This window comes from Aquabacterium sp. (assembly GCF_034003525.1).
GTDB lineage: Bacteria > Pseudomonadota > Gammaproteobacteria > Burkholderiales > Burkholderiaceae_C > Aquabacterium.
In genome coordinates this window covers 42,398-67,321 of the sequence record NZ_JAVEYN010000005.1, presented here as the reverse complement: position 1 = coordinate 67,321, position 24,924 = coordinate 42,398, and the positions used below count along the sequence as shown (strand labels likewise).

The following is a 24,924-nucleotide window of genomic DNA, read 5'->3' as shown; positions in this document are numbered from 1 at the left end:
AACGTCAGAGTTGGCGGAAGGCCTCGGCGGCCGCAGCCACCGTGTCGGCAATGTCTTGTTCCGTGTGGGCCGCGCTCACAAAGCCGGCCTCGTACATGGCGGGGGCGAAGTACACGCCGCGATCGAGCATCAGGTGGAAGAAGCGGTTGAAGCGCCCACTGCCCTTGGCCATGACCTGCTGGTAGTTCTGCGGCAGCGTGTCGGCAAAGAAGAAGCCGAACATGCCGCCCTGGCAATCGGCCACCAGGGGCACGCCGGCCTGGGTGGCCGCCTGGGTGAGGCCATCCATCAGGCTCTGCGTGCGGGTCGACAAGGCTTCAAAAAAGCCGGGGCGCTGGATCAGCTTGAGTGTGGTCAGGCCACAGGCCGTGGCCACCGGGTTGCCCGACAGTGTGCCGGCCTGATAGACCGGGCCCAGCGGGGCCAATTTGGACATGATCTCGCGCGACGCGGCAAACGCGGCCAGCGGCATGCCGCCGCCAATGACCTTGCCAAACACGCTCATGTCGGGCTGGAAGCCTGGGATCTCGCGTGCGTAGATGCTCTGGGCGCTGCCCAGGGCCACACGGAAGCCGCTCATCACCTCGTCGAACACCAGCAGGGCACCGTGCTGCGTGCACAGCTCGCGGATGCGCTTCATGAACGGCACGCTGGCGCGCACGAAGTTCATGTTGCCGGCGATCGGCTCGATCATCACGCAGGCGATCTCGGCACCTTGGGTGGCGAACGCCTCCTCAATTTGCGCGATGTTGTTGTACTCCAGCACCAAGGTGTGCTGCACCACTTCAGGCGGCACGCCCGCACTGGTGGGGTGACCGAAGGTAGCCAGGCCGGAGCCGGCTTTCACCAGCAGCGCATCGGCGTGGCCGTGGTAGCAGCCCTCGAACTTGATCAGCTTGCTGCGGCCGGTGTAGCCGCGCGCCAGGCGGATGGCGCTCATGCCGGCTTCCGTGCCCGAGCTCACCAGGCGAACCTGCTCGACCCCCGGAGCCAGCTTGAGGATCTCCTCGGCCAACTCGACCTCGCGCTCGGTCGGCGCCCCAAACGAAAAACCGTCCAGTGCGGCCTTCTGCACGGCCTCCAACACCTCAGGGTGACCGTGACCCAGGATCATCGGGCCCCAGGAGCCGATGTAGTCGATGTAGCGGGCGCCTTCGGCGTCCCACATGTAGGCGCCCTCGGCGCGGGTGATGAAACGGGGCGTGCCACCCACAGCGCGGAACGCGCGCACGGGTGAATTGACGCCGCCAGGAATGACGCGCTGGGCGCGCTCAAACAGCGAAGCGTTAGTGGACATTGCGTGAGTGCAGAGGGGGGACGGTGTCGTCGAGCAGGTCGACGGACTCTTCGGAAGTCTGTGGGGCCACGGGCTCTTCTCCTGGGGGCAGGGCCCAGAAGAAGCGGTCGGGGATGACGCCGCCCATGCCGGGGCGGAAACCGGCGTCGAGCGCCTGATCCAGGAAGCTCAAGGCTTCGGCGGCGGCCACATCGAGCGCGGTGCCGCTGGAGAGGATGGCGGCCAAGGCGGCCGAGAGCGTGTCGCCGGCGCCCACGAAACTGGCTTCAAAGCGCTCGAAGCGCTCGCCGCACATGGCGCCCTGAGGCGAGGCCAGCACGTTGTCAATGAACTGGTCGGGCAGTTGCACGCCGGTCACCAGCACATAGTCGGTGCCGTGTTCGGCGGCGGCCACCGCCAGCTCGCGCGCCGAGGGGGGGCGCTCCGCGTCCCATTCCGGCAACAGGAAGTCGGTGAGGGTGCTGTGGCTGCCCACCAACACCATGGTGGCCGGCAGGATCAGCTCGCGGAAGGCATCCAGGTAGGCCATCTGCGCATCGTCGTCCATCCACGACAAGTTGGGCAGATACGACACCAGCGGCACGTCGGTGTAGTCGGAGAGGATCTCAGCGACGGCGCTCACGCCCTCTGCGCTGCCCAGGAAACCGACCTTCCAGGACGCGATGGTGGCGTCTTCCAGCACGGAGCGCGCCTGGTCCGCAACGGCCTCGGGATCGATCTCGTGCGCCTCGAAGATTTCGGCGGTGTCGCGCACCAGGATGCTGGTGACCACGGGCAGCGCATGCGCCCCCATCGCGGCGATCGTCGCAATATCTGCCCCGATGCCGGAGGCGCCGGTGGGGTCATTGGCATTGAAGCTGAGGACACACGCGGGGGCGCCGGCTTCCAGCTCTTCGTCCGCCAGGGTGGGATCTTGTCCGGGAAGTTGAGCAATCATGGCGGTTTTCGTGAAAGATAAGGTCTGCTTGCCCACAAACCCTTGGGTTTGCGCGAAAGACCGATGGCTACAATTGGTCCATTGTATTCAAGCTGGTTTAAGTCGACGTGAACGAATTTCGTACCTGGATGTGCCTGATCTGCGGCTGGATTTACGATGAGGCCGCTGGGCTGCCTGAAGAGGGCATCCCTGCAGGCACACGCTGGGAGGACGTTCCCATGAACTGGGTCTGTCCGGAATGCGGGGCACGCAAGGAAGACTTCGAGATGGTGCAGCTTTGAACCGTGGGGTTGAGCGTGCTGTAATGGTTCGAGATTGACCCGGCCTGGGACACAGTTTGGAGGAACGCTTTCGTGCCTGAAGTTGACAGCCCCGAGATTCGGGGCCCCAAGAAAGTACTCGTCATTGACGACAGCAACACCATTCGGCGCAGCGCCGAGATATTCCTCAAACAAGGGGGATACGAGGTGGTCCTGGCAGAAGATGGTTTCGATGCCTTGTCCAAGGTCAACGACCATTCACCCGATGTTATTTTTTGTGACATCTTGATGCCGCGTCTGGATGGCTACCAGACTTGCGCCATCATCAAGCGCAATCCGAAGTTCACCAACACGCCCGTGATCATGCTGTCCTCCAAGGATGGCCTGTTTGACAAGGCGCGTGGCCGCATGGTGGGCTCGCAAGATTACCTGACCAAGCCTTTCACCAAAGACCAGCTCTTGCAGGCGGTCGCCCAATACGGCGGCTGACGGCCTGAGAGGGTTTGCTCACCGATCATTGCCAGGGATGAATGTTGATCGCGCGAGACCACCTGTCCCCTTGTGGCGCTTGCGCATGAAAAAGGTTTGATATGCCGATCCAGAAAATTCTGCTTGTTGACGATTCCAAAACCGAACTGCACGTGCTGTCGGAACTCCTGACCAAGAGCGGCTATGCCGTGCGCACGGCCGAAAATGGCGAGGAGGCCATGCGGCGCCTGCAGGAAGAAAAGCCCGACCTGATCCTGATGGATGTGGTCATGCCAGGCCAGAACGGATTTCAGCTGACCCGTGCCATCACGCGCGATCCGCAGTTCGCCAACGTGCCCGTCATCATGTGCACCAGCAAGAATCAGGAAACCGACCGGGTCTGGGGCATGCGCCAAGGTGCCAGCGATTACGTCGTCAAGCCGGTGAATCCGGAAGAGCTGCTCCGCAAGATCAAGGCTTTCGGCTGAGATCGGGGGCTCACAGATGGCCAACAAAGAAGCCCTCAGGGCCTTGCAACAGCGTCTGGCAGAGCGTCTGCAGACCGTGCGGGATCAGGCGCCGAGCCGCAACTGGCTCGCGGTCGAGATCGCCGGCCATGGTTTCCTGATGCCGCTGGAGCAGGCCGGTGAAATCTTCCCGCTCGCGCCCGCTCAGCACGTGCCCCACAGCCAGCCCTGGTTCCTGGGCGTGGCCAACCTGCGCGGTCAGTTGCATGGCGTGGTGGATGCCGCCATGTTCCTGGGCCTCTCGGAGCGTGCCGGCCGCAGCCTGTCGGACGTGGCCGCGCGCGATGCGGGCCGCCTGGTGGCGCTCAACACGGCCCTGCAACTCAATGTGGCCTTGTTGATTGACCGATTGCTGGGATTGCGCAATGCCAGCATGTTGAAGCCGGCCGCCAGGGAGGCGTCCGCAGGCAAACCTCACTTCATCGGCCAGGCGATGGCCGATGAGCAAGGGCGAGTCTGGTACGAGCTGGATCTGGCCGCGCTGTCGGCCGACGAGGCATTTTTGAAGATCGATGTCTGACGGGGCAACCTGTCGAGCGCGCTGTATACATCTGACCGTTTGGAGCACAAGAACATGAGTTTCCTCAGCCGTATCAAGGAAATGGGCAAGACCAAGGGGGATGACGAGATTCCTTCGGAAGCCTTGAGCACCGAGGGTATGGTCTCGGCCACGGGGACTCAGGTGGTGGACACCGAAGCGGGCGCTTCGACCATTCAGCCGGGCGGCAACGAGGCCATCATTTCCGAATCGGCGCCTTCCGAGTTCCCCGCTGACTACCTGCGACAGAACGAAGAGATTTCCGAAGCCAGCCTGATGGAGCCGCGCTCCGGCTTGCCATTGGTCGGTCATCTCAAGCTCGACCGCCAGCAGCGTTTGCTGGGTATCGGTCTGGCGGTCGGGGTGCTGGGTCTGGTGCTCAGTGCCTTCCTGTCGGTGAACTCTGCCGACCGTCGTGCTGGCCAATCGGCCGCCACCGGTCAGGCGCTGATGCAGTCGCAACGTCTGGCGAAATCGGTGTCGCAGGCCTTGATCGGTCGCGCGCCCGCCTTCGATGAAGTGAACGAGAGCTCCAAGGTGCTGGCCAGCAACGTGCGCGGCCTGGCCAATGGCGATGACGAACTCGATCTGAAGGCCGTCTCGGGCAGCGTCCAGGACACCCTGGCACCCTTGCTGCCGCTGGTCGATCGCGCCGAGAAGAACGCCAAGTTCGTGCTGAGCCAGAAGCAGACTCTGACCCAGGTGAGCCAGGCGCTGCGCGAGGTCAACACCCAGTCTTCCGAGTTGTTGGACCTGGCCGAGAGCATCACGCTCACCCGCGTCGAGTCGGGCAACCTGACGGCCGGCGAGGCGCAAGCCCTGAGCCAGTTGGTGATGCTGACGCAGCGGATCGGTAAATCCGCCAACGAATTTCTGACGGTGGAAGGCGTGTCGACCGAAGCGGTGTTCTTGCTGGGTAAGGACTTGAACGCCTTCCAGGACACCGCTCAGGGCTTGCTCAAGGGCAGTGCCGACCTGAAGCTGTCGCCCGCGAAGAACCCCGAGGTGCGTGAGCAACTCGAAGCCTTGCTGAAGATCTTCGAAGGTACCCGCGCACAAGCCTCTTACATCCTGGGCTCCCTGCAGAACCTGGTGGCCGCCCGCGACGCCCAGGTGGCGATCATTGACGACAGCGAACCGCTGCGCAAGGGCATGGAGCAGGTGCAGCAGCGCCTGTCGCAAGGCGCCGGCATCGGCGGCTTCAACATTGTCCTGATCCTGGCCTTCCTGCTGCTGTCGGCCGCATCGGCCTACGGCCTGTTGCGTGTGTTCGTGACCGACAACCGTCACCGCGCCCAGATCGCCGAGTACCAGCGCCAGGAAGCCGAACGCCAGGAGCGTGAAGCCAAGCGCGTCAACGACGCCAACCAGGCCGCCATTCTGCGACTGATGAACGAACTGCAGATGGTTGCTGAAGGTGACTTGACGCAGCAAGCGACCGTGACCGAGGACATCACCGGCGCCATCGCCGACTCGGTGAACTTCACCGTGGAAGAACTGCGCACCCTGGTGGCTCAGGTGCAAGGCACGGTGCAACGGGTGACCGAAACCACCGGCCAGGTGGAAGCGACCTCGACCGAGCTGCTCGCGGCTTCTGACGAACAGCTGCGAGAAATTCGCGAAACCGGTGAATCTGTGCTGCACATGGCCGGCCGAATCAACGAGGTGTCTGCGCAAGCTCAGCAGTCTGCTGAAGTGGCACGCCAATCGCTGTCGGCTGCCGATTCCGGTTTGCAGGCCGTGCAGAACGCGATCGGCGGTATGAACACCATCCGTGAGCAGATCCAGGACACCTCCAAGCGCATCAAGCGACTGGGTGAGTCGTCGCAGGAAATTGGTGAAATCACCGAACTGATTTCGGACATTACCGAACAGACCAACGTGCTGGCCTTGAACGCCGCCATCCAGGCCGCGTCTGCCGGTGAAGCCGGTCGCGGCTTCTCGGTGGTGGCCGAGGAAGTGCAACGTCTGGCGGAACGCTCCGCCGACGCGACCCGCGAAATTGCCGCACTGGTGCGCACCATTCAGACCGACACCCAGGACGCCGTGGCCGCTATGGAACGTTCGACCCAGGGTGTGGTGGAAGGGGCCCGACTCTCCGACGCTGCCGGCTCGGCACTGGGTGACATTGACCGCGTGTCACGCCGTCTGGCCGACCTGATTGAGCAGATTTCCGAACAGGCCTTGAAGGAAGCCGAATCCGCGAACGTGGTGGTGGCCAACATCCAGCACATTTTCGCGGTGACCGAACAGACCGGCGAAGGCACCCGCTCCACCACGCAACTGGTGCGAGAGCTGTCTCGGACTGCGAACGAACTTCAGCAATCCGTGTCTCGATTCAAGATTGCCTCCTGAGCTGGATGATTCATGGACAGCCTGCAACAAGACGTCTCCCTGCCTTCGGATGACCTCAGTGCCCTGGCTTGGGTGCATGAGGAGTTGCGCAAGTCGCTCGACACCGCGCACAAGGCCCTGCATCGTTGCCTGAAGGACGCCACCGCCGTGGGTCTGTCCGACATGGACTCGCTGGACCCGGCGGTCTTGCGAACAGCTCGGCAGCAGATCCACCAAGGGGTGGGGGCGCTGGAGTTGGCGGGCTTGCCCGCCGGGGCCACAGTGCTGCGGGCCAGTGAGGCGGTGATCCAGAAGCTGGTCAACCGCCCGCAACTGATCGACGAAGACGTGGTGCGCGAAATCGAGCGCGCCTCGTTTGCCTTGCTCGACTACATTGCGCGCCGTCTGGCGGGCAAGTCGGTCTCGGCGATGGCGATGTTCCCTCAGTACGAGGCCCTGGTGGCCCGTGTCGGGGGCGGCATGGCCCGGCCCACCGATCTGTGGAGCCAGGACTGGCCCACCTTGTCGCTGGAAGCGCCGCTGGCGCCTCCGGAAGACGTGGCGCCCCGCTCACCCGACGCGGCCACGGTCGAAGACTTCGAGATGGGCATCCTCAAGCTGATGCGCCGCAACCAGCCTGACGATGCCGTGGCCCTGGCTGATCTGTGCGCCTCGCTGGCGAGCGACGCCTCGCAGCGTCACGCCTCGCGCGAATCGGCCACCTGGATGCTGGCCAGTGGCTTCCTGGAAGCCCTGGCAGGTAAGCATGTGCCCCTGAGCGTCCATGCCAAGCGGGTGCTGTCCTCCCTGCTCAGCCAGTTGCGCGTGCTCACCAAGGGGCAGGACGTGCCGTCCGACCGTCTGGCGAGCGAGTTGCTGTTCTTCTGCGCCCAGGCGGGCGAGGTGCCGGCCTCCGAGCGCTCGGTGCTCGCGCGCGTGCGCCGGACCTTTGGCTTGGCACGTCACCAACCTGTCAACTTGTCGGCGTCCAGTCTGGGCCGTTTTGACCCGGCCTGGGTCACGCAGGCGCTCAAGCGCGTGGCCGGCGCCAAGGATGGCTGGTCGGCTGTGGCCGGTGGTGAGTTGTTGCGCCTGGGGGGCTTGAACGAGCAGTTCGCCCTGGTGTGTGATTCGCTGCGCCGCCTCTTCACGCAAGGCGATGCCTTGGCGACGGCCTTGGCCGACGCCGCGCAAAAGACGGTGGCCACGGCGAGTGCGCCCGAGCCCAGCCTGGCCATGGAGGTGGCCACCAGCCTGCTGTACATGGAGGCCAGCCTTGAGGATGGCGAGTTCGACCAGGCCGAGCAGCAGCCGCGTCTGCACCGCCTGGCCGAACGCATCCAGGCGGTGGGGCGGGGTGAGCCCGCCCAGCCCCTGGAGAGCTGGATGGAGGACCTGTACCGCCGGGTGTCCGACCGTCACACCATCGGCTCCGTGGTCGATGAGTTGCGCACCACCCTGAGCGAAGCTGAAAAGCACATCGATCAGTTCTTCCGCGATCCCCAAGATCGCACACCGCTGGCCAGTGTGCCGGCCATCCTGCAGTCGATGCGCGGCGTGTTGGCCGTGCTCGGCCTGGATCTGGCGGCGCAAGCCAGCGTGCGCATGCGCGATGACGTCGATCACCTGCTGCTCGACAGCACCGATCTGGACGATGCCGCGCAACGTGGCGTGTTCGACCGCCTGGCCAGCAACCTGGGCGCCTTGGGCTTCCTCATCGACATGATGGGCGTGCAGCCGCACCTGGCCAAGTCGCTGTTCAAGCTCGACCCGGATACCGGTGTGCTCTCGCCCGTGATGGGCCGTGAAAAGCGCGCCTTGCCGCTGACCGATGACCCGGTCGAGGCCGTGGCCCAGCACGTCCAGCAGGTGCAGCAGGAAGAGGCGCAGGCGGCTGCCGGTGAGGTGGCGCAGACTCTGGAGCGCAGCGACGTGCCCCTGAGCGAGGTGTCCGATCAGCTGGACCGTCTGGCCGAAATGCGGCATGTGCAGGAGCAGCGCGAACTGGCAGACAATCTGGCGGCAGCCCAGGCAGCCCTGGTCACCGCCCAGTCCTCTGACGATCAGGCATCGGTGGCTGCGGCACGCGAGCAGATCGCCCATGTGCTGTCTGACCTGACACGCACTGAAGAGCCTGAAGTCGAGGCTCCGGCACCGGCACCGGCCCCGGCACCGCTGTTGGCGCCGGTGGCGGCCGCAGCACCTGCCGAGACGGGGCTGGAAGAAGACGATGAAATGCGCGAGATCTTCCTGGAGGAAGCGCGCGAAGTGATCGAGACGGCCCGTGCCAGCCTGGACCATCTGGCGCATCAGCCTGACGATCTGGAATCGCTGACCTCGGTGCGCCGCGCGTTCCACACGCTCAAGGGCAGCTCGCGCATGGTGGGCCTGACCCAGTATGGCGAAGCCGCCTGGGCGTGCGAGCAGCTCTACAACGCCTGGCTGGCCACACAAGAGCCTGCCAATGGCGATTTGCTGGGCGTCAGCAACGAGGTTCTGGCTCATTTCTCGGCCTGGACCGATGCGATTGCCGAAGGTCAGGCCTCGGCCTGGCGCCACGAGCCGGTGACGGCCGTGGCCGAGGCCTTGCGCTTGCACGGCCAACGTCGCAGCCTGAGCGACGTGACCGAGTCGGCTGTGCCTGAAACGGTGGCACAGGAGGTGGTGGTGCCTGAGGTGGCGCTGCAGCCGGAGGTTCCGAGCGTTCCCGACGCCCTGGCGCCGTTCGAGCTCGATCTGTCGTCCGAGGATCTCGGTGTGGTGGAAGTGCCCGAGGTGATCGAAGCCATCGAAGTGGCCGAAGCCGAAGGCGCCGCAGAGGCTGCCGAAGCCGCAGAAGCCGCGGAAGCAGAAGCCCCGCTGGTCGCGTCCGAGTTGCCCACGGTGAACATCGCCGATTTCGGCATCGAACTGGACCTGTCCACACCGAGCACCGACGCATCGTTCGATCTCATCGAGCCCGCGTCTTTGTCCATGCCGATGGACCTGTCGCTGAGCGAATCCACATCCGCATCGGCAGCCGAACCGGACCTCAGCGCTGCCGAGGACGAGCAACCCCTGAGCGTCAACATCCTTGAGCCCAAGCACGTGGTGCAGCTGGAGGACGATGATCCGACGGTGGCGGGTGAGCTGTACGAAACACCGGCTGGCGATCTGGCCGAGGCGGCCGACGAGCTGTCCCTGGCCGCCTCCGACGAGACGCAGATTGAGGTCGAGGCCTTGCCTGATCTGGTGCTGGAGGACGAGACGCTGGTGGTGCCGGACGAGCCGGCGCTGCCTGATCTGGTGCCGGAGTCGGTGGTGGCAGAGACGCCCGCATCGGTCTTGCCGGATGACGACATGTTGCTGGAACTGCCGCTCGACGTGGTGGGCGAAGCCATCGACCTGCCCGAGCTGACGGAAGCATCTGCCCAAGTCGAAGTCGAGTCTGAGCCAGAACACACCACGGCATCCACCACCGTACCCACCGTCGAGCCCATCACGGAAGAGGTGGCCGAAGCCGAGACCGAAGCCGCTGTGTCTGCCGACGAGCAGTTCAAGGTGGTGGGCGATCTGCGCATCGGCATCCCGCTGTTCAACATCTACCTCAATGAAGCCGACGAGCAGTCGCGTCGCCTGACCACAGCCTTGAACGAATGGGCGTTGGAAGTCCAGCACCCCGTCAGCGACGAAGCGATCGCCTTGGCGCACTCGCTGGCTGGCAACTCGGGCGCAGTGGGTTACACCGACTTGTCGAAGTTGGCCCGCTTGCTGGAGCACGCCCTGATGCGCTCCCAGGCGCTGGGCGCCGGGGACGACGAGGCCGCGACCTTGTTCAACGAGGCGGCTGAAGAAGTGCGTCGCCTCCTGCATCAGTTCGCTGCCGGTTTCCTCAAGTCGCCATCGGACGAGCTGATGGCGCGCTTGGAAGACTACGAGCACGAAGCCTCACGCCGCTTTGAGGCGCGCAGCCTGGTCGCCGGTCAGGAAGAGGCCGAGCCCGACCTGGCCGAGCGCTCTCACCTGCGACTGGTGCGCACCGAAGAGCCGGCGCCGGCCGCCGAAGACTTCGGCGCCGACATCGATCTGAGCGTGGTGCAGGACACGGCCCAGTTGGGCGTCGCCGAGTTCAAGACACTCGATGAGCTGCCTGCGTCGACGGCGCCGGCCGCGGCCCGTGGCGCGGCCATCAGCTGGGATGCCGAGGAAGAGATTGACGCGGTCGACAGCGTGGATGTGGACCTGTTCCCGATCTTCGAGGAAGAGGCTCTGGAGTTGCTGCCCCAGCTGGGTGGTCAGGTCCGCGACTGGCTCGATGCGCCCGATAACGCCGCAGCGGGCACAGCCTGCATGCGCACGCTGCACACCTTCAAGGGTGGCGCCCGCTTGGCGGGGGCCATGCGCCTGGGTGAGTTGGCGCACCGCCTGGAAAGTACCATCGAGCACCTGGTCGCGGCCGAGTCCGTGACCCATGACGATGTGGCCCCGCTGGAAGCCCGCGTTGACCGTCTGATGGAGGTTTTTGAGGCCCTGCGTCAGCAAGATGCCCAGGCCTACGAGGCGCAGGTGGCGCAGGCGGTTCAGTCCGCCGAAGCCGAACTCACCGAGGACGAGCCCGTGCTGGATGGTGCGGTCGATGTCGATCCAGCTGCGATGCAGGACGCGTGGCCTGCACCAGCGCTCGACAGCGTGCCCGATGTCGAAGGCCCGTCCGTGAGCACGGACGACGCTGCCGCCGAGGTGGCGCCGCGCCGCGTCAGCGTGCGCGAAGTGGCCGAGCTCAAGCTGACCCCGGTCGACTGGACCGTGCTGGAAGGCAAGGCCTGGCAAGGCTCGCAGCGCATCGTGCGCGAGGCTCAGCAGAGCGCCTCTCAGGCCGCGGTGCGTGTGCGGCCTCAGTTGCTGGACCGCCTGGTCAACCATGCGGGCGAGGTGTCCATCACCCGCACCCGTCTGTCCTCGCAGGTGGGGCAGATCCGCAACTCGCTCAACGACCTCACGGACAACCTGGAGCGCTTGCGTCTGCAACTGCGTGACATCGAGCTGCAGGCCGACACCCAGATGTCGACCCGGATGGAGGCGGCCCGTGCGGGCGGCCAGGAGTTCGACCCGCTGGAGTTCGACCGTTACACCCGCTTCCAGGAACTGACCCGCATGATGGCCGAGTCGGTCAACGACGTGGCCACCGTGCAGCGCACCTTGCAGCGCAACCTGGAAACGGCAGAAGATCAGCTGGCGGTGCAGGCCCGCTTGACCCGTGACCTGCAGGACGACCTGCTGCGCACCCGCATGGTGGAGTTCGAGGGCTTGTCCGACCGCCTGTACCGTGTGGTGCGTCAGGCTGCCAAGGAGACCGGCAAGCAGGTGCGCCTGGACATCGTCGGTGGCGCCACCGAAGTTGACCGTGGCGTGCTGGAGCGCATGACCGGTGCCTTCGAGCACCTGCTGCGCAACTGCATTTCGCACGGCATCGAGATGCCGGACGTGCGCGTGGCGGCAGGCAAGGAGCCGTCCGGTCTGGTGACCGTGTCCCTGCGTCAGGAAGGCAACGAAGTCGCCATCGAGTTCCGTGATGACGGTGCGGGCCTGAACCTGCCCGTGATCCGCCAGCGTGCGGTGGCCATGGGCTTGCTGCAGGACGGCCACGAGGTCAGCGACGCCGAGCTGGCGCAGTTCATCTTCATGCCCGGCTTCTCGACTTTCGAGAAGGTCACCGAGCTGGCCGGTCGCGGCATCGGCATGGACGTGGTCCGCTCCGAGATCAACGCCATGGGCGGTCGCATCGAAACCGCGACCAGTGTCGGGCGCGGCACCAGCTTCAAGCTGGTTGTGCCGCTGACCACGGCGGTCACCCAGGTGGTGATGCTGCGTTGCGGCTCGCACACCGTGGCGGTGCCGACCCACCTGATCGAGCTGGTGCGTCGCGCCAAGCCCGAAGAGGTGGCACACGCCTACCAACAGGGCAGTTATGTCTTTGGGGACCATGTGCTGCCGTTCTACTGGCTCGGTGCCCTGCTGGACTTCAGCCCGCGCAGCCATGAAGGCGGACGCACGCTGCCGCTGGTGATCATCCGCTCGGCCCAACAGCGTGTCGCGCTGCACGTGGACGAAGTGCTGGGCAACCAGGAAGTGGTGGTGAAGAACCTCGGGGTGCAGATGTCGCGCATGCCGGGCCTGGCAGGCATGACCTTGCTGGCCTCGGGTGCCGTGTCCCTGATCTACAACCCCGTGGCACTCGCGACGGTCTATGGCACGCACGCGCAGGCCTTGACCACCCACGCCCTGGCCGCCGACAGTGCCGCCAGCGAAGGTTGGCTGCAGTCGGAAGCCCCGACGGCGGCGGCCGACGAGGTGCCCGACGAAGCCCTGGCGCCGCTGGTGCTGGTGGTCGACGACTCGCTCACCGTGCGCCGTGTGACCCAGCGTCTGCTGGTGCGCGAAGGCTACCGCGTGACCCTGGCCAAGGACGGTCTGGAAGCGCTGGAAGCCCTGGCGCAAGAGCGTCCGGCCGTGGTGCTGTCCGACATTGAAATGCCGCGGATGGATGGCTTTGACTTGGTGCGCAACATCCGCGCCGATGAGAAGATGGTTGACATGCCAGTCATCATGATCACCTCGCGCATCGCGCAGAAGCACCGCGATTACGCCGAAGAACTGGGCGTGAACCACTACCTCGGCAAGCCTTACGGTGAAGAGGAGTTGCTCGAGCTGGTGGCACGTTACGCGGTGCATCCAGAAAATGTCCACGCCTGACATCTCTGCTAAGCTCTTCATCCAGCATGGAACACGACGCCGAACCGTCAGCCCTGGTGGGTGACCACATCTCTCACCTCGCTGCGCTGACCGCGCAGCGGGACAGGGAGATGCTCGACGTCTCTCTGGCGCAGGGGGTGCTGGAGTTGCTGCCCGCCTCCCGTGTGGGGGTCTACCGTTTGGTGGGACCCGATGACGGGGCGCAGCGCTGGTTGTGCTGTGGCCTGGCCCAGCGCGGGGCCTTGACGGTCAGTGACCCGCCCTGGGTGGACTTCGAGTCGCTGCCGGTCGTCTCGGCCTTTCCTCTGCGGCAATTGGTGCTCGACTCCCGTCTGCTGGAGCAGGCTGAGTTGCCGACGGCCAGCCTGGTCGACCCGGCCCAGCGCTTTGTCACCGTGTTGCCCTTGATGGTCGAGCTGGGCTTGCCTGGTGTGCTCGAGGTCATGTCCGACAAGCCCTTGGCGATGGAGTCGCTCCGGCCGATCCAGACCCTGCTCAAGGTGTTTGCCAATTTCCAGAATTTGCTGGAGTCGAGCCAGCGTGACTCGCTCACGGGCTTGCTCAACCGCCAGACCTTCGACGGGACTTTCCTCAAGGCGTCCATGCCGTCGCAGCCTGATCCGGGGCTCAACGGCGAGCGGCGCACGTCGCCCGCCACCGGCTATTGGCTGGGGGTGGTCGACATCGACCTGTTCAAGCTGGTCAATGACCGGTTCGGCCACCTGATCGGTGACGAGGTGCTGGTGCTGGTGGCGCGCATCATGCGCCAGTCCTTCCGCCACTACGACCGGCTGTACCGCTTCGGTGGCGAAGAGTTCGTCGTGCTCTTGCGTGGCGGTACCGAAGAGGATGCCCAGCTGGCCTTCGAGCGCTTCCGCCGCAATGTGGAAAGCTATGTGTTCCCGCAAGTCAACAAGGTCACGATCAGCCTGGGCTTCACCGAGGTGATGCACAACGACACCCCGAGCGTGGCATTTTCGCGCGCCGACCAAGGGGTCTACCAGGCCAAGCACCAGGGGCGCAACCAGGTCCTGTGCTACGAGGCCCTGGTACGCGACGGCGTGCTCAAGACCGAAGCCGCCCACGTGGGCGACGTCGAGTTGTTCTGACGGCGCTGCGGCGCTTCAGCCAGCCCGGCGCGCGCGCCCTCGGGGTGCCGCGCTGTCCTTGACCTTGTTCTCACTCACCACCGCATAGCGCGCCAGGGTTTCGGTGCGGGCTTCATCGTGCTGCACGATGGGCATCGGGTAGTCGCGCCCCAGCACCACATCGTCTGCACTGGCCAAATCGGCCGGGCGGGCCAGCCAGGGCGCATGCAGGGCCTTGTCGGGCAGCGTGGCCAGTTCTGGCACGTAGCGGCGGATGAACTTGCCTTGTGGGTCGAACTTCTCGCTTTGGGTGACGGGGTTGAAGATGCGGAACCAGGGCTGAGCATCGCAGCCGCTGGAGGCCGCCCACTGCCAGCCGCCGTTGTTGGCCGCCAAGTCGAAATCGAGCAGTTTCTCGGCGAAGTAGGCTTCGCCGCGCCGCCAGTCGATGCCCAGGTCCTTGATCAGGAAGCTGGCCACCACCATGCGTAGGCGGTTGTGCATGTAGCCGGTCTGGTTGAGTTGGCGCATGGCGGCATCGACCAAAGGGAAGCCGGTACGGCCCTCACACCAGGCGAGGAAGTGGGCGTTGGCCTTCGCACCGTGGGCCCACTTGATGCGGTCGTACTCGCGCTTGTAGGCGCCGCCCACCACATGCGGGTGGTGGAACAGGATCTGGTGATAGAAGTCGCGCCAGATCAGCTCCGACAGCCAGACCTGGGCGCCCGCCGAGCCGGCCTGGGCGCGCTGCCAGGCCAGGTCGACCAGATGCCGGATCGAGACCGTGCCAAAGCGCAGGTGGGTGGAGAGGTAGCTCGGGCCCTTGAGGCCTGGGAAGTCGCGGGTGCTGTCGTAGCGGTCGATGCGGTGCAGAAAGTCGTCCAGCAAAGCCTGTGCACCGGACATGCCCGGGGCCATTTTCAGCGGACCGACCTCTTCAAAGCCGATGTCGGCCAGCGTGGGGATGTGGTCCGCGCCCATCGCGTCCACCGCCTGAGGCACGGGCGCCAGGTGATTCGCGTAGGGCGTGATCGGATAGGGCTTGACGTAGAAGGGCTCCAGCTTCTTGAGCCAGGCGTTCTTGTACGGGGTGAAGACGCCATAAGGCGTGTCGTTGCCGGTGAGCACCTCGTTGCGCTCGAAAATCACGTGGTCCTTGACCGTGTAGAGCGCCACGCCCAGGTTGCTCAAGCGCCCACGCACCTGGGCGTCGCGGTCTTGCGCGTCCGGTTCGTCGTCGTGGCTTGCGTACACCGATTGCACGCCCAGCTCGCCGGCCAGTTGCGGGATCGCCGAGCGGGCCGAGCCATAGCGCACGATCAAGCCCACACGCTCGGGCTGGGGCGCGCCCGCGGCCAAGGCCAGTTCGCGCAGGCCCTGGTCCAGCTCGACCAGGCTGTCGCGGATGAAGGCGACGCGGCGATCCTGGCGGGGCAGGGGCTCCAGGATGTCGCTGTCAAGCACGAAGGCGCACCAGACCCGGCGAGCACTTTTCAACGCGTGAAACAGGGCCGCGTGGTCGGTGCAGCGCAGGTCGCGGCGGAACCACACCAGGGCCGAGGCATTCGTTTCGCTCATGGTCGTCTAATTCACAGATAGTCGGTACGGATCAGCGTGGGCGTCTAAAATCGGCGCATGTCCCCAAGCGCATCTTCCCCCATCAACCTGACCAATCAGTTTCTCATCGCCATGCCCGGCATGGTGGACGGCAATTTTGCCGGGACTGTGGTCTATATGTGCGAGCACAACGACAAGGGGGCCCTGGGACTGGTCATCAATCGACCCATTGACATCAATTTGAAGCACCTGTTCGAAAAGGTGGACCTGTCGCTGGAGCGCAGCGACTTGGCCGAGCGCCCGGTCTACCTGGGCGGGCCGGTGCAGACCGAGCGCGGTTTCGTTCTGCACGAGCGCCTGGACGACGAGGGCGGACACTACAACTCCACCTTGAAAATCGAAGGCGGACTGGAGATGACGACCTCGCGCGACGTGCTGGAGGCGCTCTCCAACGGCGCCGGGCCGCGCAAGGTGTTCATCACGCTGGGCTATTCCGGCTGGACGGCGGGTCAGCTTGAAGAGGAAATCTCGCGCAATGGCTGGCTCAACGTCGATGCCGACCCGCAGATCATCTTCGACACCCCGGTGGAGCAGCGCTACGACAAGGCCCTGTCCCTGCTGGGCATCGACCGCAGCTTCCTGATGGGTGAGGCCGGTCACGCATGAGCGCCCAGCCTGCCTCGGCGATCCGGCATTTTCTGGCCTTCGATTACGGCCTCAAGCGAGTGGGTGTGGCGACGGGCAACAGCCTGACGCGCCAGGCCCAGCCGCTGCGCACGATCGCCGCCGAAGGGGCCGAGCGGTTTGCCCAGATCGGCAAGCTGATCGACGAATGGCGCCCCGATGCGCTGGTCATTGGCGTGCCCTTTCACCCCGATGGGGCCGAGCACGAGAACACGCTGCGCGCCCGCAAGTTCGGCGGCCAGTTGCGCGGGCGGTTTCACCTGCCGGTGCACGAGGTGGACGAGCGCTACTCGACCACCGAAGCCCAGGGCTTTGGCGCCCAGGACCTGGACGCCGCCTCGGCTGCCATCTTGCTGCAACAGTACTTCAACGATCATCCTGGGGATGACATCCGGAAAGAGGCCTGAGTGAGCACTTCGCCCCATACCCTGCACCTCGACGCCGAGGCCCTGTATGCCAACTTGCTGCAAGGCGTGCGCCGCATCGTGACCCCCGAGACCGTGCTGGTCGGGGTTTGGTCGGGCGGCGCCTGGCTGGCCGAGCGTCTGAATGCCGACCTGGGTTTGAAGACCCCGCACGGCGTGATCTCGTCGGCCTTGCACCGCGATGACTTTGGTTCGCGCGGCATGGTCTCGTCCAAGGATGCCACGCACCTGCCCTTCGAGGTCGATGGCGCCCACATCCTGCTGATCGACGACGTGATCTACACCGGTCGTACCACCCGCGCCGTGCTCAACGAGTTGTTCGATTTCGGCCGTCCGGCCAGTGTCACGCTGGCCGTGCTGGTGGACCGTGGCGGACGCCAACTGCCTTTCGAGCCGGCCCTGTCGGCTGCCCGTATCACCCTGCCGTCTGAAGAGCGTGTGGCATTGGTCCGCGCCGACGACGGCCGCTTCCAATTCCATTTCGAGAGGGTTTGATGACCGCCATCCGGAAACCCCAGCGCAACCCGCAGCTCAACAGCCACGGGGAGCTGATCCACCTGCTGTCCACCGAAGGACTGCCCAAAGCCATCATCCACCAGATCCTGGACACGGCCGAGCAGTTCCTGAGCGTCAACGACCGCGAGGTCAAGAAGGTGCCCTTGCTGCGCGGCAAGAGCGTGTTCAACCTGTTCTTCGAGAACAGCACCCGCACCCGCACCACCTTCGAGATCGCGGCCAAGCGCCTGAGCGCCGACGTGATCAACCTCGACATCGCGCGCTCGTCGGCATCCAAGGGCGAAAGCCTGCTCGACACCATCGCCAACCTGTCCGCCATGAGCGCCGACATGTTCGTGGTGCGCCACTCCGAATCGGGCGCGCCATATCTGATCGCCCAGCACGTGGCGCCGCATGTGCACGTGGTCAACGCCGGTGACGGCCGCCATGCGCACCCGACGCAGGCGCTGCTGGACATGTACACGATCCGGCACTACAAGAAAGACTTCACCAACCTGACTGTGGCCATCGTGGGCGACATCGTGCACTCACGCGTGGCCCGCTCCAACATCCACGCGCTGACCACCTTGGGCGTGCCCGAAGTGCGTGTGGTGGGCCCCCGCACCCTGGTGCCGGGTGACCTGCGCGAGATGGGCGTGCGCGTGTGCCACGACATGGCCGAAGGCATCAAGGATGCCGACGTGGTCATCATGCTGCGCCTGCAAAACGAGCGCATGAACGGCGGGATGCTGCCCAGCGCGGGCGAGTTCTTCAAGGAGTTCGGCCTGACCGAGTCCAAGCTGGCGCTGGCCAAGCCCGACGCCATCGTGATGCACCCGGGCCCCATCAACCGTGGTGTGGAAATCGACTCCGCGGTGGCCGACGGCAAGCAAAGCGTCATCCTGCCCCAGGTCACGTTCGGCATCGCCGTGCGCATGGCCGTGATGTCCATTCTGGCTGGTAACGAGGCCTGATCCCATCATGAAGATCCTGATCAAGAACGGCCGACTGGTCGACCCTGCTTCCGGCCTCGACCAGGTCGGTGACCTGGCCATCACGGCCAGCCGCATCACGGCACTCGGCAACGTCAGCGCCGATTTCGAGCCCGACCGCGTCATCGACGCCACCGGCCTCATCGTGGCCCCTGGCCTGGTGGACCTGGCCGTGCGCTTGCGCGAGCCCGGCCACGAGCACGAAGGCATGCTCGAGTCCGAACTGGCCGCCGCCGCTGCGGGTGGCGTGACCAGCGTGGTCTGCCTGCCCGACACCGACCCGGCGCTGGACGAGCCCGGTCTGGTCGAGATGCTCAAGCTGCGCGCGCGCAAGCTGAGCCGCTGCCGCCTGTTCCCGCTGGGCGCCTTGACCCGCGGTCTGAAGGGCGAGAACCTGACCGAGATGGCCGAACTGCACGAGGCCGGCTGCGTGGGCTACTCGCAGGCCGAGTCGCCGATCAAGGACACCCAGGTGCTGCAGCGTGCCATGCAGTACGCCTCCACCTTTGGCTACACCGTGTGGCTGCGCCCGCTCGACCCGTGGTTGGGCAAGGGCGTGGCGGCCAGTGGGGCGGTCGCCACCCGTCTGGGCCTGTCGGGCGTGCCCGTGAGTGCCGAGACCATCGCCATCCACACCATCGTCGAGCTGGTCAAGGTCACGGGCGCGCGCGTGCATCTGTGCCGCATCTCCAGCGCCGCCGGCGTCGAGCTGGTGCGTCAGGCCAAGGCCCAGGGCCTGCCTATCACGGCCGACGTCAGCATCAACTCGCTGATGCTGACCGACGTCGACATCGGCTACTTCAACTCGTCGATGCGCGTGACCCCGCCGCTGCGCCAGGGCCGTGACCGCGACGCCCTGCGCGCCGGCTTGGCCGACGGCACACTCGACGCGCTGGTGTCCGACCACAACCCGGTCAGCGAGGACGAGAAGATGCTGCCCTTCGGGGAGGCGACTCCCGGTGCCACCGGCGTGGAACTGCTGCTGAGCCTGGCCATGAAGTGGTCGGGCGCCGATCAGCAGGACCAGCCTGCGGCCGACAAATTGCGTCAGGCCCTGTCGGTGGTCACACAAGGCCCCGTCAAAGTGCTGGGCGATGCGCTGGGCTCCCTGACCCACAGTGCGGGCCGTCTGGTCGCCGGAGGGGTGGCCGACATCGTGATGTTCGACCCGGCCGCGCGCTGGCAGGTGCAGCCGTCTGCCTTGGTGAGCCAGGGCAAGCACACCCCGTTTGCCTTCGAAGCCACCGGTTTCGAGCTGGCTGGCCGTGTGCGACTGACCCTGGTGGCAGGGCAGGTGGCCCACGACGCCCAGGATCGCGCCGAGGCATGAGCCTGGTGTCCCCAGAGTCGGCGCTGACGCCGCGCTTCTGGCGTGCCGGCTCCCTGCTGGCCATCCCGCGCGTGGTGTGGCGCCTGAGCCGGGTGATCGTACATGTGCTGCATGGCTACCTCCGATCCTGGCGGGTGTGGCCGCGGCTGGACGAGCGTGGCCGGGATGCCGAGTGTGTGCGCTGGTCGGGGCAACTGCTGCGCATGCTCGGGATCGAGCTGGTCGTGCAGGGGCAAGCCCGCCCCGGCGCCAAGCTGGTGGTGTCCAACCACGTGTCCTGGCTGGACATCGTGGCCCTCAACGCCGTGGTGCCGTCGCGCTTTGTCTCCAAGGCCGAGGTGGCGGACTGGCCCGTCGTCGGGCGCATGGTCACCCAGGCCGGCACGCTCTACCTTGCGCGAGAACGCCGGCGCGATGCCATGCGCGTGCTGGGTTTGATGACCAAGGGCCTGCGCGAGGGGCACACGTTGGCGGTCTTTCCCGAAGGCACCACGGGCACGGGCCACGGGGTGCTGCACTTTCACCCCAATCTCCTGCAGTCGGCGATCGACGCGGCCGTACCGGTGCAGCCCGTGGCCTTGCGGTACGCCGACACGGTGCACGCGGTCAGCCCGCTGGCCGCTTACGTCGGCGACACCAGCCTGTTGCAGTCCCTGTGGTCGGTGGTCTCGGCGCGGGGGCTGGTCGTGCATGTGCACGTTTTGCCGCTGTTGGCGACCGCCCATGCCGATCGCCGGGCGCTGGCGGCGCGCTTGCAAGAACAGGTCGGGGCGGCGGTGGCCCCCTGAGCACGACGGGACGGCCTCCCGGCCAATGATATTCGGACATTTCGTGCGGATTTGTGTCCGCCACCCCGTTGTCGGGTAGCGGCGGCGGCCGCACGTCGCTACATTGAACCAGCGAGTCTGGCGTTTCTTGTCCTGGGTTAAACGCGCTTGCACGGAGGACTCTACAATCTCCGGTCCTTGAAAGGTACTATTGAATGTTTGATTTCGGGTTTTTGGCTTCGCTGCACGACAGCATCGTGCAGTGGGCAATCAACGGCTGGACGGATGCCAGTGGCTGGCAGATCCTGGCCTTCACCCTTATCGTGACGCACATCACCATCGCGTCCACGACCATCTTCCTGCACCGATCCCAGGCGCACCGCGCGCTGGAGTTGCACGCGATCCCTTCGCATTTCTTCCGCTTCTGGCTGTGGCTGACCACCAGCACCGTCACCAAGCAGTGGGTGGCCGTGCATCGCAAGCACCACGCCAAGTGCGAAACCGCCGAAGACCCGCACAGCCCGGTCACGCACGGCATCAAGACCGTGCTGCTGCAAGGTCGCGAGCTCTACCGCGACGAGGCCCTGAAGGCCGAAACGCTCAAGAAGTTTGGCCACGGCACCCCCGACGACTGGCTCGAGCGTCATCTCTACACCCCGCGCAACAACTGGGGTCCCATCGTCATGCTGCTGATCAACCTGGCCTTGTTCGGGGTCATCGGCATCACGGTCTGGGCGGTCCAGATGGCGTGGATTCCCATCACGGCGGCCGGCATCATCAATGGCCTGGGTCACTGGTGGGGCTATCGCAACTTTGAAGCGCCCGATGCCTCCACCAACATCTCGCCCTGGGGCATCATCATCGGTGGCGAAGAGCTGCATAACAACCATCACACCTACCCGACCTCGGCCAAGCTGTCGGTCAAGCCTTATGAATTCGACATCGCCTGGGGCTACATCCGCGCGCTGGAGATGATGGGCCTGGCCAAGGTTCGCAAAACGCCCCCTCGCTTGACGCTGGGTGACGTCAAACCCGTGGCCGATGCGCAGACCCTGGAGGCCATTGTGGCCAATCGCTACGAGCTGATGGCAGGTTATGCGCGTGAAGTGCGCCGCGCCTGTGCCAGCGAAGTGACGCGCCTGAAGGCCAGCGGGCAGGGCGCCGCCGCCGCACAGCTCAAGCGCGTGCGCCGCTGGGTGCACCGCGACGAAGCGCAGATGCCCACCGGCATGGCAACCGAGGTGCAGCAAGCCCTCGCCAACCTGCCTCAGCTCGACAAGCTGATTGCCATGCGTGAAGAGCTGCGTGCCCTGTGGACCCGCACGAACGTCTCGGCCGAGCAACTGGTGCACGATCTGCAAGAGTGGTGTCACCGTGCAGAAAGCAGCGGCATCGCCGCCCTGCAGGAGTTCTCGCGCAAGCTACGTGCAGCCCACGCCTGAGTCTGGGACATTTGCCCACCATCGAGCCCCGCATTCGCGGGGCTTTTTCGTTTTTGCGGCCGGACTCAGGGCAAGCCCTGAACTTTTTCGCGTCCGATACATCCTGTAACGTGAACTTTGGCGCGTTGCTTGTTGTTTTCGGATCGAGATTGCCGATTTCCCCCAAGTGGGGGTGGCCGCCCTGTCCTGTAACCTGAAGCCGTTCTGTCAGTCAAAGCCATGAACCTGTTGTCAGGTGAAAGGTGAGCACGAGGCAGACGCGGGCTGTGTCATCGCAGTCGCGCGCTTTCAGTGATGGCAAGGGTTCGAACATGTGGCTTGATTTGGGGATCGGTGTCGTGGGTTGCGTCCTCGGTGTGGGCGTGACCTGGTGGTACCAGCGGCGTGCGTGGGCCGCCCGTGGCGTGTTGGTGCCGCAGTCCGAGGTGCAGGCACTGCAACAGGACTGGCAAGTCCGCGTGGATGCACTACAGGCCCAACTGCAGGCGCAGGTGCAAGCTACGCAGCAGCAGGATGCCGACGCGGCCCAGCAGCTGACCCAACTTCGCGCCGGCCTGGAGGAGCAGTTGCATCAGGTGCAAAACGGCGCGGCGCTTTCGCGTGAGCAAGCCTTGCAGACCTGCCATCAGCTGGCCGCGGCCATCGACAAGCTCATGGGCCTGATCAAAACCTTCGAGCGCTGGCACGCGGACATGAATGTGCTCATCTCCCACAACCGCGAGATGCACGACCGCAATGACGAATTCGCCTCCATCGTGCGCCAGGTGATCATCGTTGCGCTCAATGCCTCCATCGAGGCGGCGCGCGCCGGCGAAATGGGCAAGGGCTTTGCCGTGGTGGCCAACGAGGTGCGCAGCCTCGCCAACCGGGCCGAGGCGCTGTCCAAGGACTACAGCAACAACCTGCACAAGAACGACCTCATCACCACCACCACCTTCCAGGACCTGCAGGCGGGCGGCAAGATGATCATCGGGGCCGTGACGGAGCTGCAGGTCATCAACAACCAGACCCGCAACCTGCTGGCTGCGGAAGCCGTCTGAGCGCCATGATCAGTCAGCAAGCCAAGGACGGCTTCGAGTTCTTCGTCACCAACGCGCTCAAGGCGGCGGTGGTGTCGTCGCCCGATGACCGCGTGGACGTCACAGCGCTCGACGACCACGGCGAGATCAAGGAAGAGCGCATGGTGCTCCTCACCGTGTCGTCCTACCTGTTTCGTGCGATCACGATGATCTCTTTCACGCTCGATGCCGCCACCCGCAGCCATCTGGCGGCCATCCACCGTGCGCCGGCCGAAAGCATGGTCGAGGCCGACTACCTCGACGTGATCGGCGAGGTCGGCAACATCTTCTGCGGGGCGATCAACCGCGACCTGTCTCACCACTTTCCCTACCTGGGCATGTCGACCCCGAACGTGCTCGAGCGCCAGTGCATCGATTACCTCGATGAGCTCGATGCCAGCTTCATCCGGCATTTCCGGGTCGTCGTCAACGACGGTGTCACCTTCCACGCCAGTCTGTGCGTCTGCGATTTCGCCGACATCGATTTCCAGGTGGACACCACCGTGGTCGAAGAAAGCCACGGCGAGCTGGAACTGTTCTGAACCTCCCATAGCCCGAGATCAACTTCATGCAGGAAACCGCCCAACTGGTCAGCAAGGTGCTGGTGCTCAACGACGAGGTCGAGGTGCGCGGTCACATCAAGGCTTTTTGCGAGGCTCACCATCTGATCCCGGTGAAGCCTCAGGCCGGGGCGGCGCTCTCGGTGCTCAAGTCCAATGTCGATCTCGGGGCCATCTTCCTGCAGGAGACCTACCTGGGCGAGGGCGGCAACGCCCTGGAGCTGGCGCGCGCCATCCACGCCATCCGGCCCGAGCTGCCCATCTTCCTGAGGCGCGAAACCCAGTCGCACCTGGACGACCTGCCCGATCTCTACCGCAGCGTCTTCACGGCGGCCTACACCATCGCCACGATCGACGAGCTGGGGCCGATGATCGCCAAGAGCATCTTCAGCTTCCAGTTCCCGAACGCGCTGGTGCGAGGCATCAGCGAGATCACCAAGTCCACGCTCGAGAACCAGTTCAAGGACGTCGAGGTGCGCACCGAGGCCCCCTACATGGTGCGCGACCGCCTCATCTACGGCGAGCTGTTCACCCTCATCCCGCTGGAGAGCAACTGGTGCCGCGGCTACATGATGTTCCAGACCGAGGAAGCACCCCTGCTGACCTATGTGGAGAACGGGCGCACCCACATCAAGCGCGACCCCGCGAGCTTCCGCGACATCAACCACGTGATGGGCGAAGTCACCAACTTGATCTGGGGCGCTTTCAAGAACCGCTTCATCTCCGATGAACCGGTCGATTGGCGGCAGTCGCAGGTGCCGCTCATCGTCAACCACCAGCACCGCTACATCTCCTTCGGCTCGGAAGATCCGCAACTGTGCCTGCGCTACACCGTGCTCGATCCCTACGGCAAGGTGGCACCGCTCGTCATCTACCAACGCTTTGTTTTCAACCTCAGCTGGGCGCCCGAAAAGTTCAAAGAGAACGAAGTGCTCACCGACAACCTGTTCGAGTCCGGCGAACTCGAACTTTTCTGATTCCACTTTCTCAAGAGGTGAACCACCATGGCACAAGTACTCGTCGTTGATGACTCTGCAACCGTCCGCAATGAGGTGGGCGATTTCCTGAAGAAGAATGGCCTGGACGTGGTCACGGCCGTCGACGGCCGGGATGGGCTGGACAAGCTCAAGGCCGACGCCCGCATCAAGCTGGTGGTCAGCGACGTCAACATGCCCAATATGGACGGCTTGACCATGGCCGAGAAGATCCGGGGCGAACTGCGCAACAGCGCGGTCAACATCATCATGCTGACCACCGAGAACACGCCCATCATGAAAGAGCGAGGCAAGGCGGCCGGCATCAAGGGCTGGATCGTCAAACCCTTCAAGGGCGAAGCCGTGATCGCCACCTTCAAGAAGCTGGCCGAAGCCTGACGCTGTCAAACGGCTGTTGCCCGTGTGCCGCAAGCAGGCAGGCGGGGGCGGCCACCCTGG

General features: G+C 65.0%; 21 protein-coding genes. 18 read left to right on the top strand and 3 right to left on the bottom strand.

Annotation, left to right across the window (positions count from 1 at the left end; all coding sequences use genetic code 11):
- Nucleotides 1–4: 4 nt before the first annotated feature.
- Together hemL and thiD are read right to left on the bottom strand one after the other, a co-directional pair.
- Nucleotides 5–1,297 (bottom strand): glutamate-1-semialdehyde 2,1-aminomutase, encoded by a 1,293-nt coding sequence (hemL, locus tag RBT42_RS04690; RefSeq protein ID WP_320362709.1) that lies wholly within the window; start codon nt 1,295–1,297, stop codon nt 5–7.
- Complete coding sequence (thiD, locus tag RBT42_RS04685; RefSeq protein ID WP_320362708.1) at nt 1,287–2,234, bottom strand: bifunctional hydroxymethylpyrimidine kinase/phosphomethylpyrimidine kinase; 948 nt, start codon at nt 2,232–2,234, stop codon at nt 1,287–1,289. The genes hemL and thiD overlap by 11 nt, the downstream gene beginning before the upstream one ends.
- Before the next feature lie 128 nt (nt 2,235–2,362).
- Between thiD and RBT42_RS04680 the strand changes: the two genes are divergently transcribed.
- From RBT42_RS04680 to RBT42_RS04650, 7 genes are all read left to right on the top strand, one after another.
- Entirely contained in the window at nt 2,363–2,515 is a 153-nt protein-coding gene (locus RBT42_RS04680; protein ID WP_300156152.1) for a rubredoxin, read from the top strand.
- A 72-nt stretch (nt 2,516–2,587) separates the two neighbouring features.
- Nucleotides 2,588–2,983: a response regulator gene (locus tag RBT42_RS04675; RefSeq protein ID WP_320362707.1), complete on the top strand. Its 396-nt coding sequence runs from the start codon at nt 2,588–2,590 to the stop codon at nt 2,981–2,983.
- A 101-nt stretch (nt 2,984–3,084) separates the two neighbouring features.
- Nucleotides 3,085–3,450, top strand: coding sequence for a response regulator (locus RBT42_RS04670; RefSeq protein ID WP_306564297.1), 366 nt, complete (start codon nt 3,085–3,087; stop codon nt 3,448–3,450).
- A gap of 16 nt (nt 3,451–3,466) precedes the next feature.
- Nucleotides 3,467–4,009 (top strand): chemotaxis protein CheW, encoded by a 543-nt coding sequence (locus tag RBT42_RS04665; protein ID WP_320362706.1) that lies wholly within the window; start codon nt 3,467–3,469, stop codon nt 4,007–4,009.
- A 54-nt stretch (nt 4,010–4,063) separates the two neighbouring features.
- Nucleotides 4,064–6,382 (top strand): methyl-accepting chemotaxis protein, encoded by a 2,319-nt coding sequence (locus RBT42_RS04660; protein WP_320362705.1) that lies wholly within the window; start codon nt 4,064–4,066, stop codon nt 6,380–6,382.
- 12 nt (nt 6,383–6,394) lie between these two features.
- The gene (locus tag RBT42_RS04655) at nt 6,395–13,093 is read left to right on the top strand and encodes an Hpt domain-containing protein (protein WP_320362704.1); all 6,699 of its coding nucleotides are present in this window, start codon (nt 6,395–6,397) and stop codon (nt 13,091–13,093) included.
- Nucleotides 13,094–13,119: 26 nt separating this feature from the next.
- Nucleotides 13,120–14,202, top strand: coding sequence for a GGDEF domain-containing protein (locus RBT42_RS04650; RefSeq protein ID WP_320362703.1), 1,083 nt, complete (start codon nt 13,120–13,122; stop codon nt 14,200–14,202).
- Nucleotides 14,203–14,217: 15 nt separating this feature from the next.
- On the opposite strand, the gene RBT42_RS04645 is transcribed toward RBT42_RS04650, so the two are convergent.
- Nucleotides 14,218–15,759, bottom strand: a complete 1,542-nt coding sequence (locus RBT42_RS04645; RefSeq protein ID WP_320362702.1) for a deoxyribodipyrimidine photo-lyase — start codon at nt 15,757–15,759, stop codon at nt 14,218–14,220.
- 57 nt (nt 15,760–15,816) lie between these two features.
- Here RBT42_RS04645 and RBT42_RS04640 point away from each other — a divergent pair, with 57 nt between their 5' ends.
- From RBT42_RS04640 to RBT42_RS04590, 11 genes are all read left to right on the top strand, one after another.
- On the top strand, nt 15,817–16,404 hold the full coding sequence (locus RBT42_RS04640) for a YqgE/AlgH family protein (protein ID WP_320362701.1): 588 nt from the start codon (nt 15,817–15,819) through the stop codon (nt 16,402–16,404).
- A complete protein-coding gene (gene ruvX, locus RBT42_RS04635; RefSeq protein ID WP_320362700.1) occupies nt 16,401–16,829 on the top strand; it encodes a Holliday junction resolvase RuvX in 429 nt (142 codons plus the stop codon). The genes RBT42_RS04640 and ruvX overlap by 4 nt, the downstream gene beginning before the upstream one ends.
- The gene (gene pyrR, locus RBT42_RS04630) at nt 16,830–17,342 is read left to right on the top strand and encodes a bifunctional pyr operon transcriptional regulator/uracil phosphoribosyltransferase PyrR (protein WP_320362699.1); all 513 of its coding nucleotides are present in this window, start codon (nt 16,830–16,832) and stop codon (nt 17,340–17,342) included.
- Nucleotides 17,342–18,316 (top strand): aspartate carbamoyltransferase catalytic subunit, encoded by a 975-nt coding sequence (locus tag RBT42_RS04625; RefSeq protein ID WP_320362698.1) that lies wholly within the window; start codon nt 17,342–17,344, stop codon nt 18,314–18,316. The genes pyrR and RBT42_RS04625 overlap by 1 nt, the downstream gene beginning before the upstream one ends.
- Before the next feature lie 7 nt (nt 18,317–18,323).
- Entirely contained in the window at nt 18,324–19,664 is a 1,341-nt protein-coding gene (locus RBT42_RS04620) for a dihydroorotase (RefSeq protein ID WP_320362697.1), read from the top strand.
- Nucleotides 19,661–20,452, top strand: coding sequence for a lysophospholipid acyltransferase family protein (locus tag RBT42_RS04615; RefSeq protein WP_320362696.1), 792 nt, complete (start codon nt 19,661–19,663; stop codon nt 20,450–20,452). Before RBT42_RS04620 ends, RBT42_RS04615 begins: the two co-directional genes overlap by 4 nt.
- A gap of 194 nt (nt 20,453–20,646) precedes the next feature.
- On the top strand, nt 20,647–21,873 hold the full coding sequence (locus RBT42_RS04610; RefSeq protein WP_320362695.1) for a fatty acid desaturase: 1,227 nt from the start codon (nt 20,647–20,649) through the stop codon (nt 21,871–21,873).
- Nucleotides 21,874–22,184: 311 nt separating this feature from the next.
- Entirely contained in the window at nt 22,185–22,913 is a 729-nt protein-coding gene (locus tag RBT42_RS04605) for a methyl-accepting chemotaxis protein (protein WP_320362694.1), read from the top strand.
- 5 nt (nt 22,914–22,918) lie between these two features.
- Nucleotides 22,919–23,473 (top strand): hypothetical protein, encoded by a 555-nt coding sequence (locus RBT42_RS04600; RefSeq protein ID WP_320362693.1) that lies wholly within the window; start codon nt 22,919–22,921, stop codon nt 23,471–23,473.
- Nucleotides 23,474–23,499: 26 nt separating this feature from the next.
- Complete coding sequence (locus RBT42_RS04595; protein WP_320362692.1) at nt 23,500–24,468, top strand: chemotaxis protein CheX; 969 nt, start codon at nt 23,500–23,502, stop codon at nt 24,466–24,468.
- Between the two features lie 27 nt (nt 24,469–24,495).
- Nucleotides 24,496–24,864 carry a response regulator gene (locus tag RBT42_RS04590; RefSeq protein WP_320362691.1) on the top strand — a complete coding sequence of 123 codons (369 nt, stop codon included), beginning with the start codon at nt 24,496–24,498 and terminating at the stop codon, nt 24,862–24,864.
- The last annotated feature ends 60 nt before the right edge of the window (nt 24,865–24,924 follow it).

What these genes read in the sequence shown, in the direction of transcription:
- hemL (WP_320362709.1), bottom strand. Translation starts at nt 1,297, where the DNA reads ATGTCCACTAACGCTTCGCTGTTTGAGCGCGCCCAGCGCGTCATTCCT.
- thiD (WP_320362708.1), bottom strand. Translation starts at nt 2,234, where the DNA reads ATGATTGCTCAACTTCCCGGACAAGATCCCACCCTGGCGGACGAAGAG.
- RBT42_RS04680 (WP_300156152.1), top strand. Translation starts at nt 2,363, where the DNA reads ATGTGCCTGATCTGCGGCTGGATTTACGATGAGGCCGCTGGGCTGCCT.
- RBT42_RS04670 (WP_306564297.1), top strand. Translation starts at nt 3,085, where the DNA reads ATGCCGATCCAGAAAATTCTGCTTGTTGACGATTCCAAAACCGAACTG.
- RBT42_RS04665 (WP_320362706.1), top strand. Translation starts at nt 3,467, where the DNA reads ATGGCCAACAAAGAAGCCCTCAGGGCCTTGCAACAGCGTCTGGCAGAG.
- RBT42_RS04660 (WP_320362705.1), top strand. Translation starts at nt 4,064, where the DNA reads ATGAGTTTCCTCAGCCGTATCAAGGAAATGGGCAAGACCAAGGGGGAT.
- RBT42_RS04655 (WP_320362704.1), top strand. Translation starts at nt 6,395, where the DNA reads ATGGACAGCCTGCAACAAGACGTCTCCCTGCCTTCGGATGACCTCAGT.
- RBT42_RS04650 (WP_320362703.1), top strand. Translation starts at nt 13,120, where the DNA reads ATGGAACACGACGCCGAACCGTCAGCCCTGGTGGGTGACCACATCTCT.
- RBT42_RS04645 (WP_320362702.1), bottom strand. Translation starts at nt 15,759, where the DNA reads ATGAGCGAAACGAATGCCTCGGCCCTGGTGTGGTTCCGCCGCGACCTG.
- RBT42_RS04640 (WP_320362701.1), top strand. Translation starts at nt 15,817, where the DNA reads ATGTCCCCAAGCGCATCTTCCCCCATCAACCTGACCAATCAGTTTCTC.
- ruvX (WP_320362700.1), top strand. Translation starts at nt 16,401, where the DNA reads ATGAGCGCCCAGCCTGCCTCGGCGATCCGGCATTTTCTGGCCTTCGAT.
- RBT42_RS04625 (WP_320362698.1), top strand. Translation starts at nt 17,342, where the DNA reads ATGACCGCCATCCGGAAACCCCAGCGCAACCCGCAGCTCAACAGCCAC.
- RBT42_RS04620 (WP_320362697.1), top strand. Translation starts at nt 18,324, where the DNA reads ATGAAGATCCTGATCAAGAACGGCCGACTGGTCGACCCTGCTTCCGGC.
- RBT42_RS04615 (WP_320362696.1), top strand. Translation starts at nt 19,661, where the DNA reads ATGAGCCTGGTGTCCCCAGAGTCGGCGCTGACGCCGCGCTTCTGGCGT.
- RBT42_RS04610 (WP_320362695.1), top strand. Translation starts at nt 20,647, where the DNA reads ATGTTTGATTTCGGGTTTTTGGCTTCGCTGCACGACAGCATCGTGCAG.
- RBT42_RS04605 (WP_320362694.1), top strand. Translation starts at nt 22,185, where the DNA reads ATGTGGCTTGATTTGGGGATCGGTGTCGTGGGTTGCGTCCTCGGTGTG.
- RBT42_RS04600 (WP_320362693.1), top strand. Translation starts at nt 22,919, where the DNA reads ATGATCAGTCAGCAAGCCAAGGACGGCTTCGAGTTCTTCGTCACCAAC.
- RBT42_RS04595 (WP_320362692.1), top strand. Translation starts at nt 23,500, where the DNA reads ATGCAGGAAACCGCCCAACTGGTCAGCAAGGTGCTGGTGCTCAACGAC.
- RBT42_RS04590 (WP_320362691.1), top strand. Translation starts at nt 24,496, where the DNA reads ATGGCACAAGTACTCGTCGTTGATGACTCTGCAACCGTCCGCAATGAG.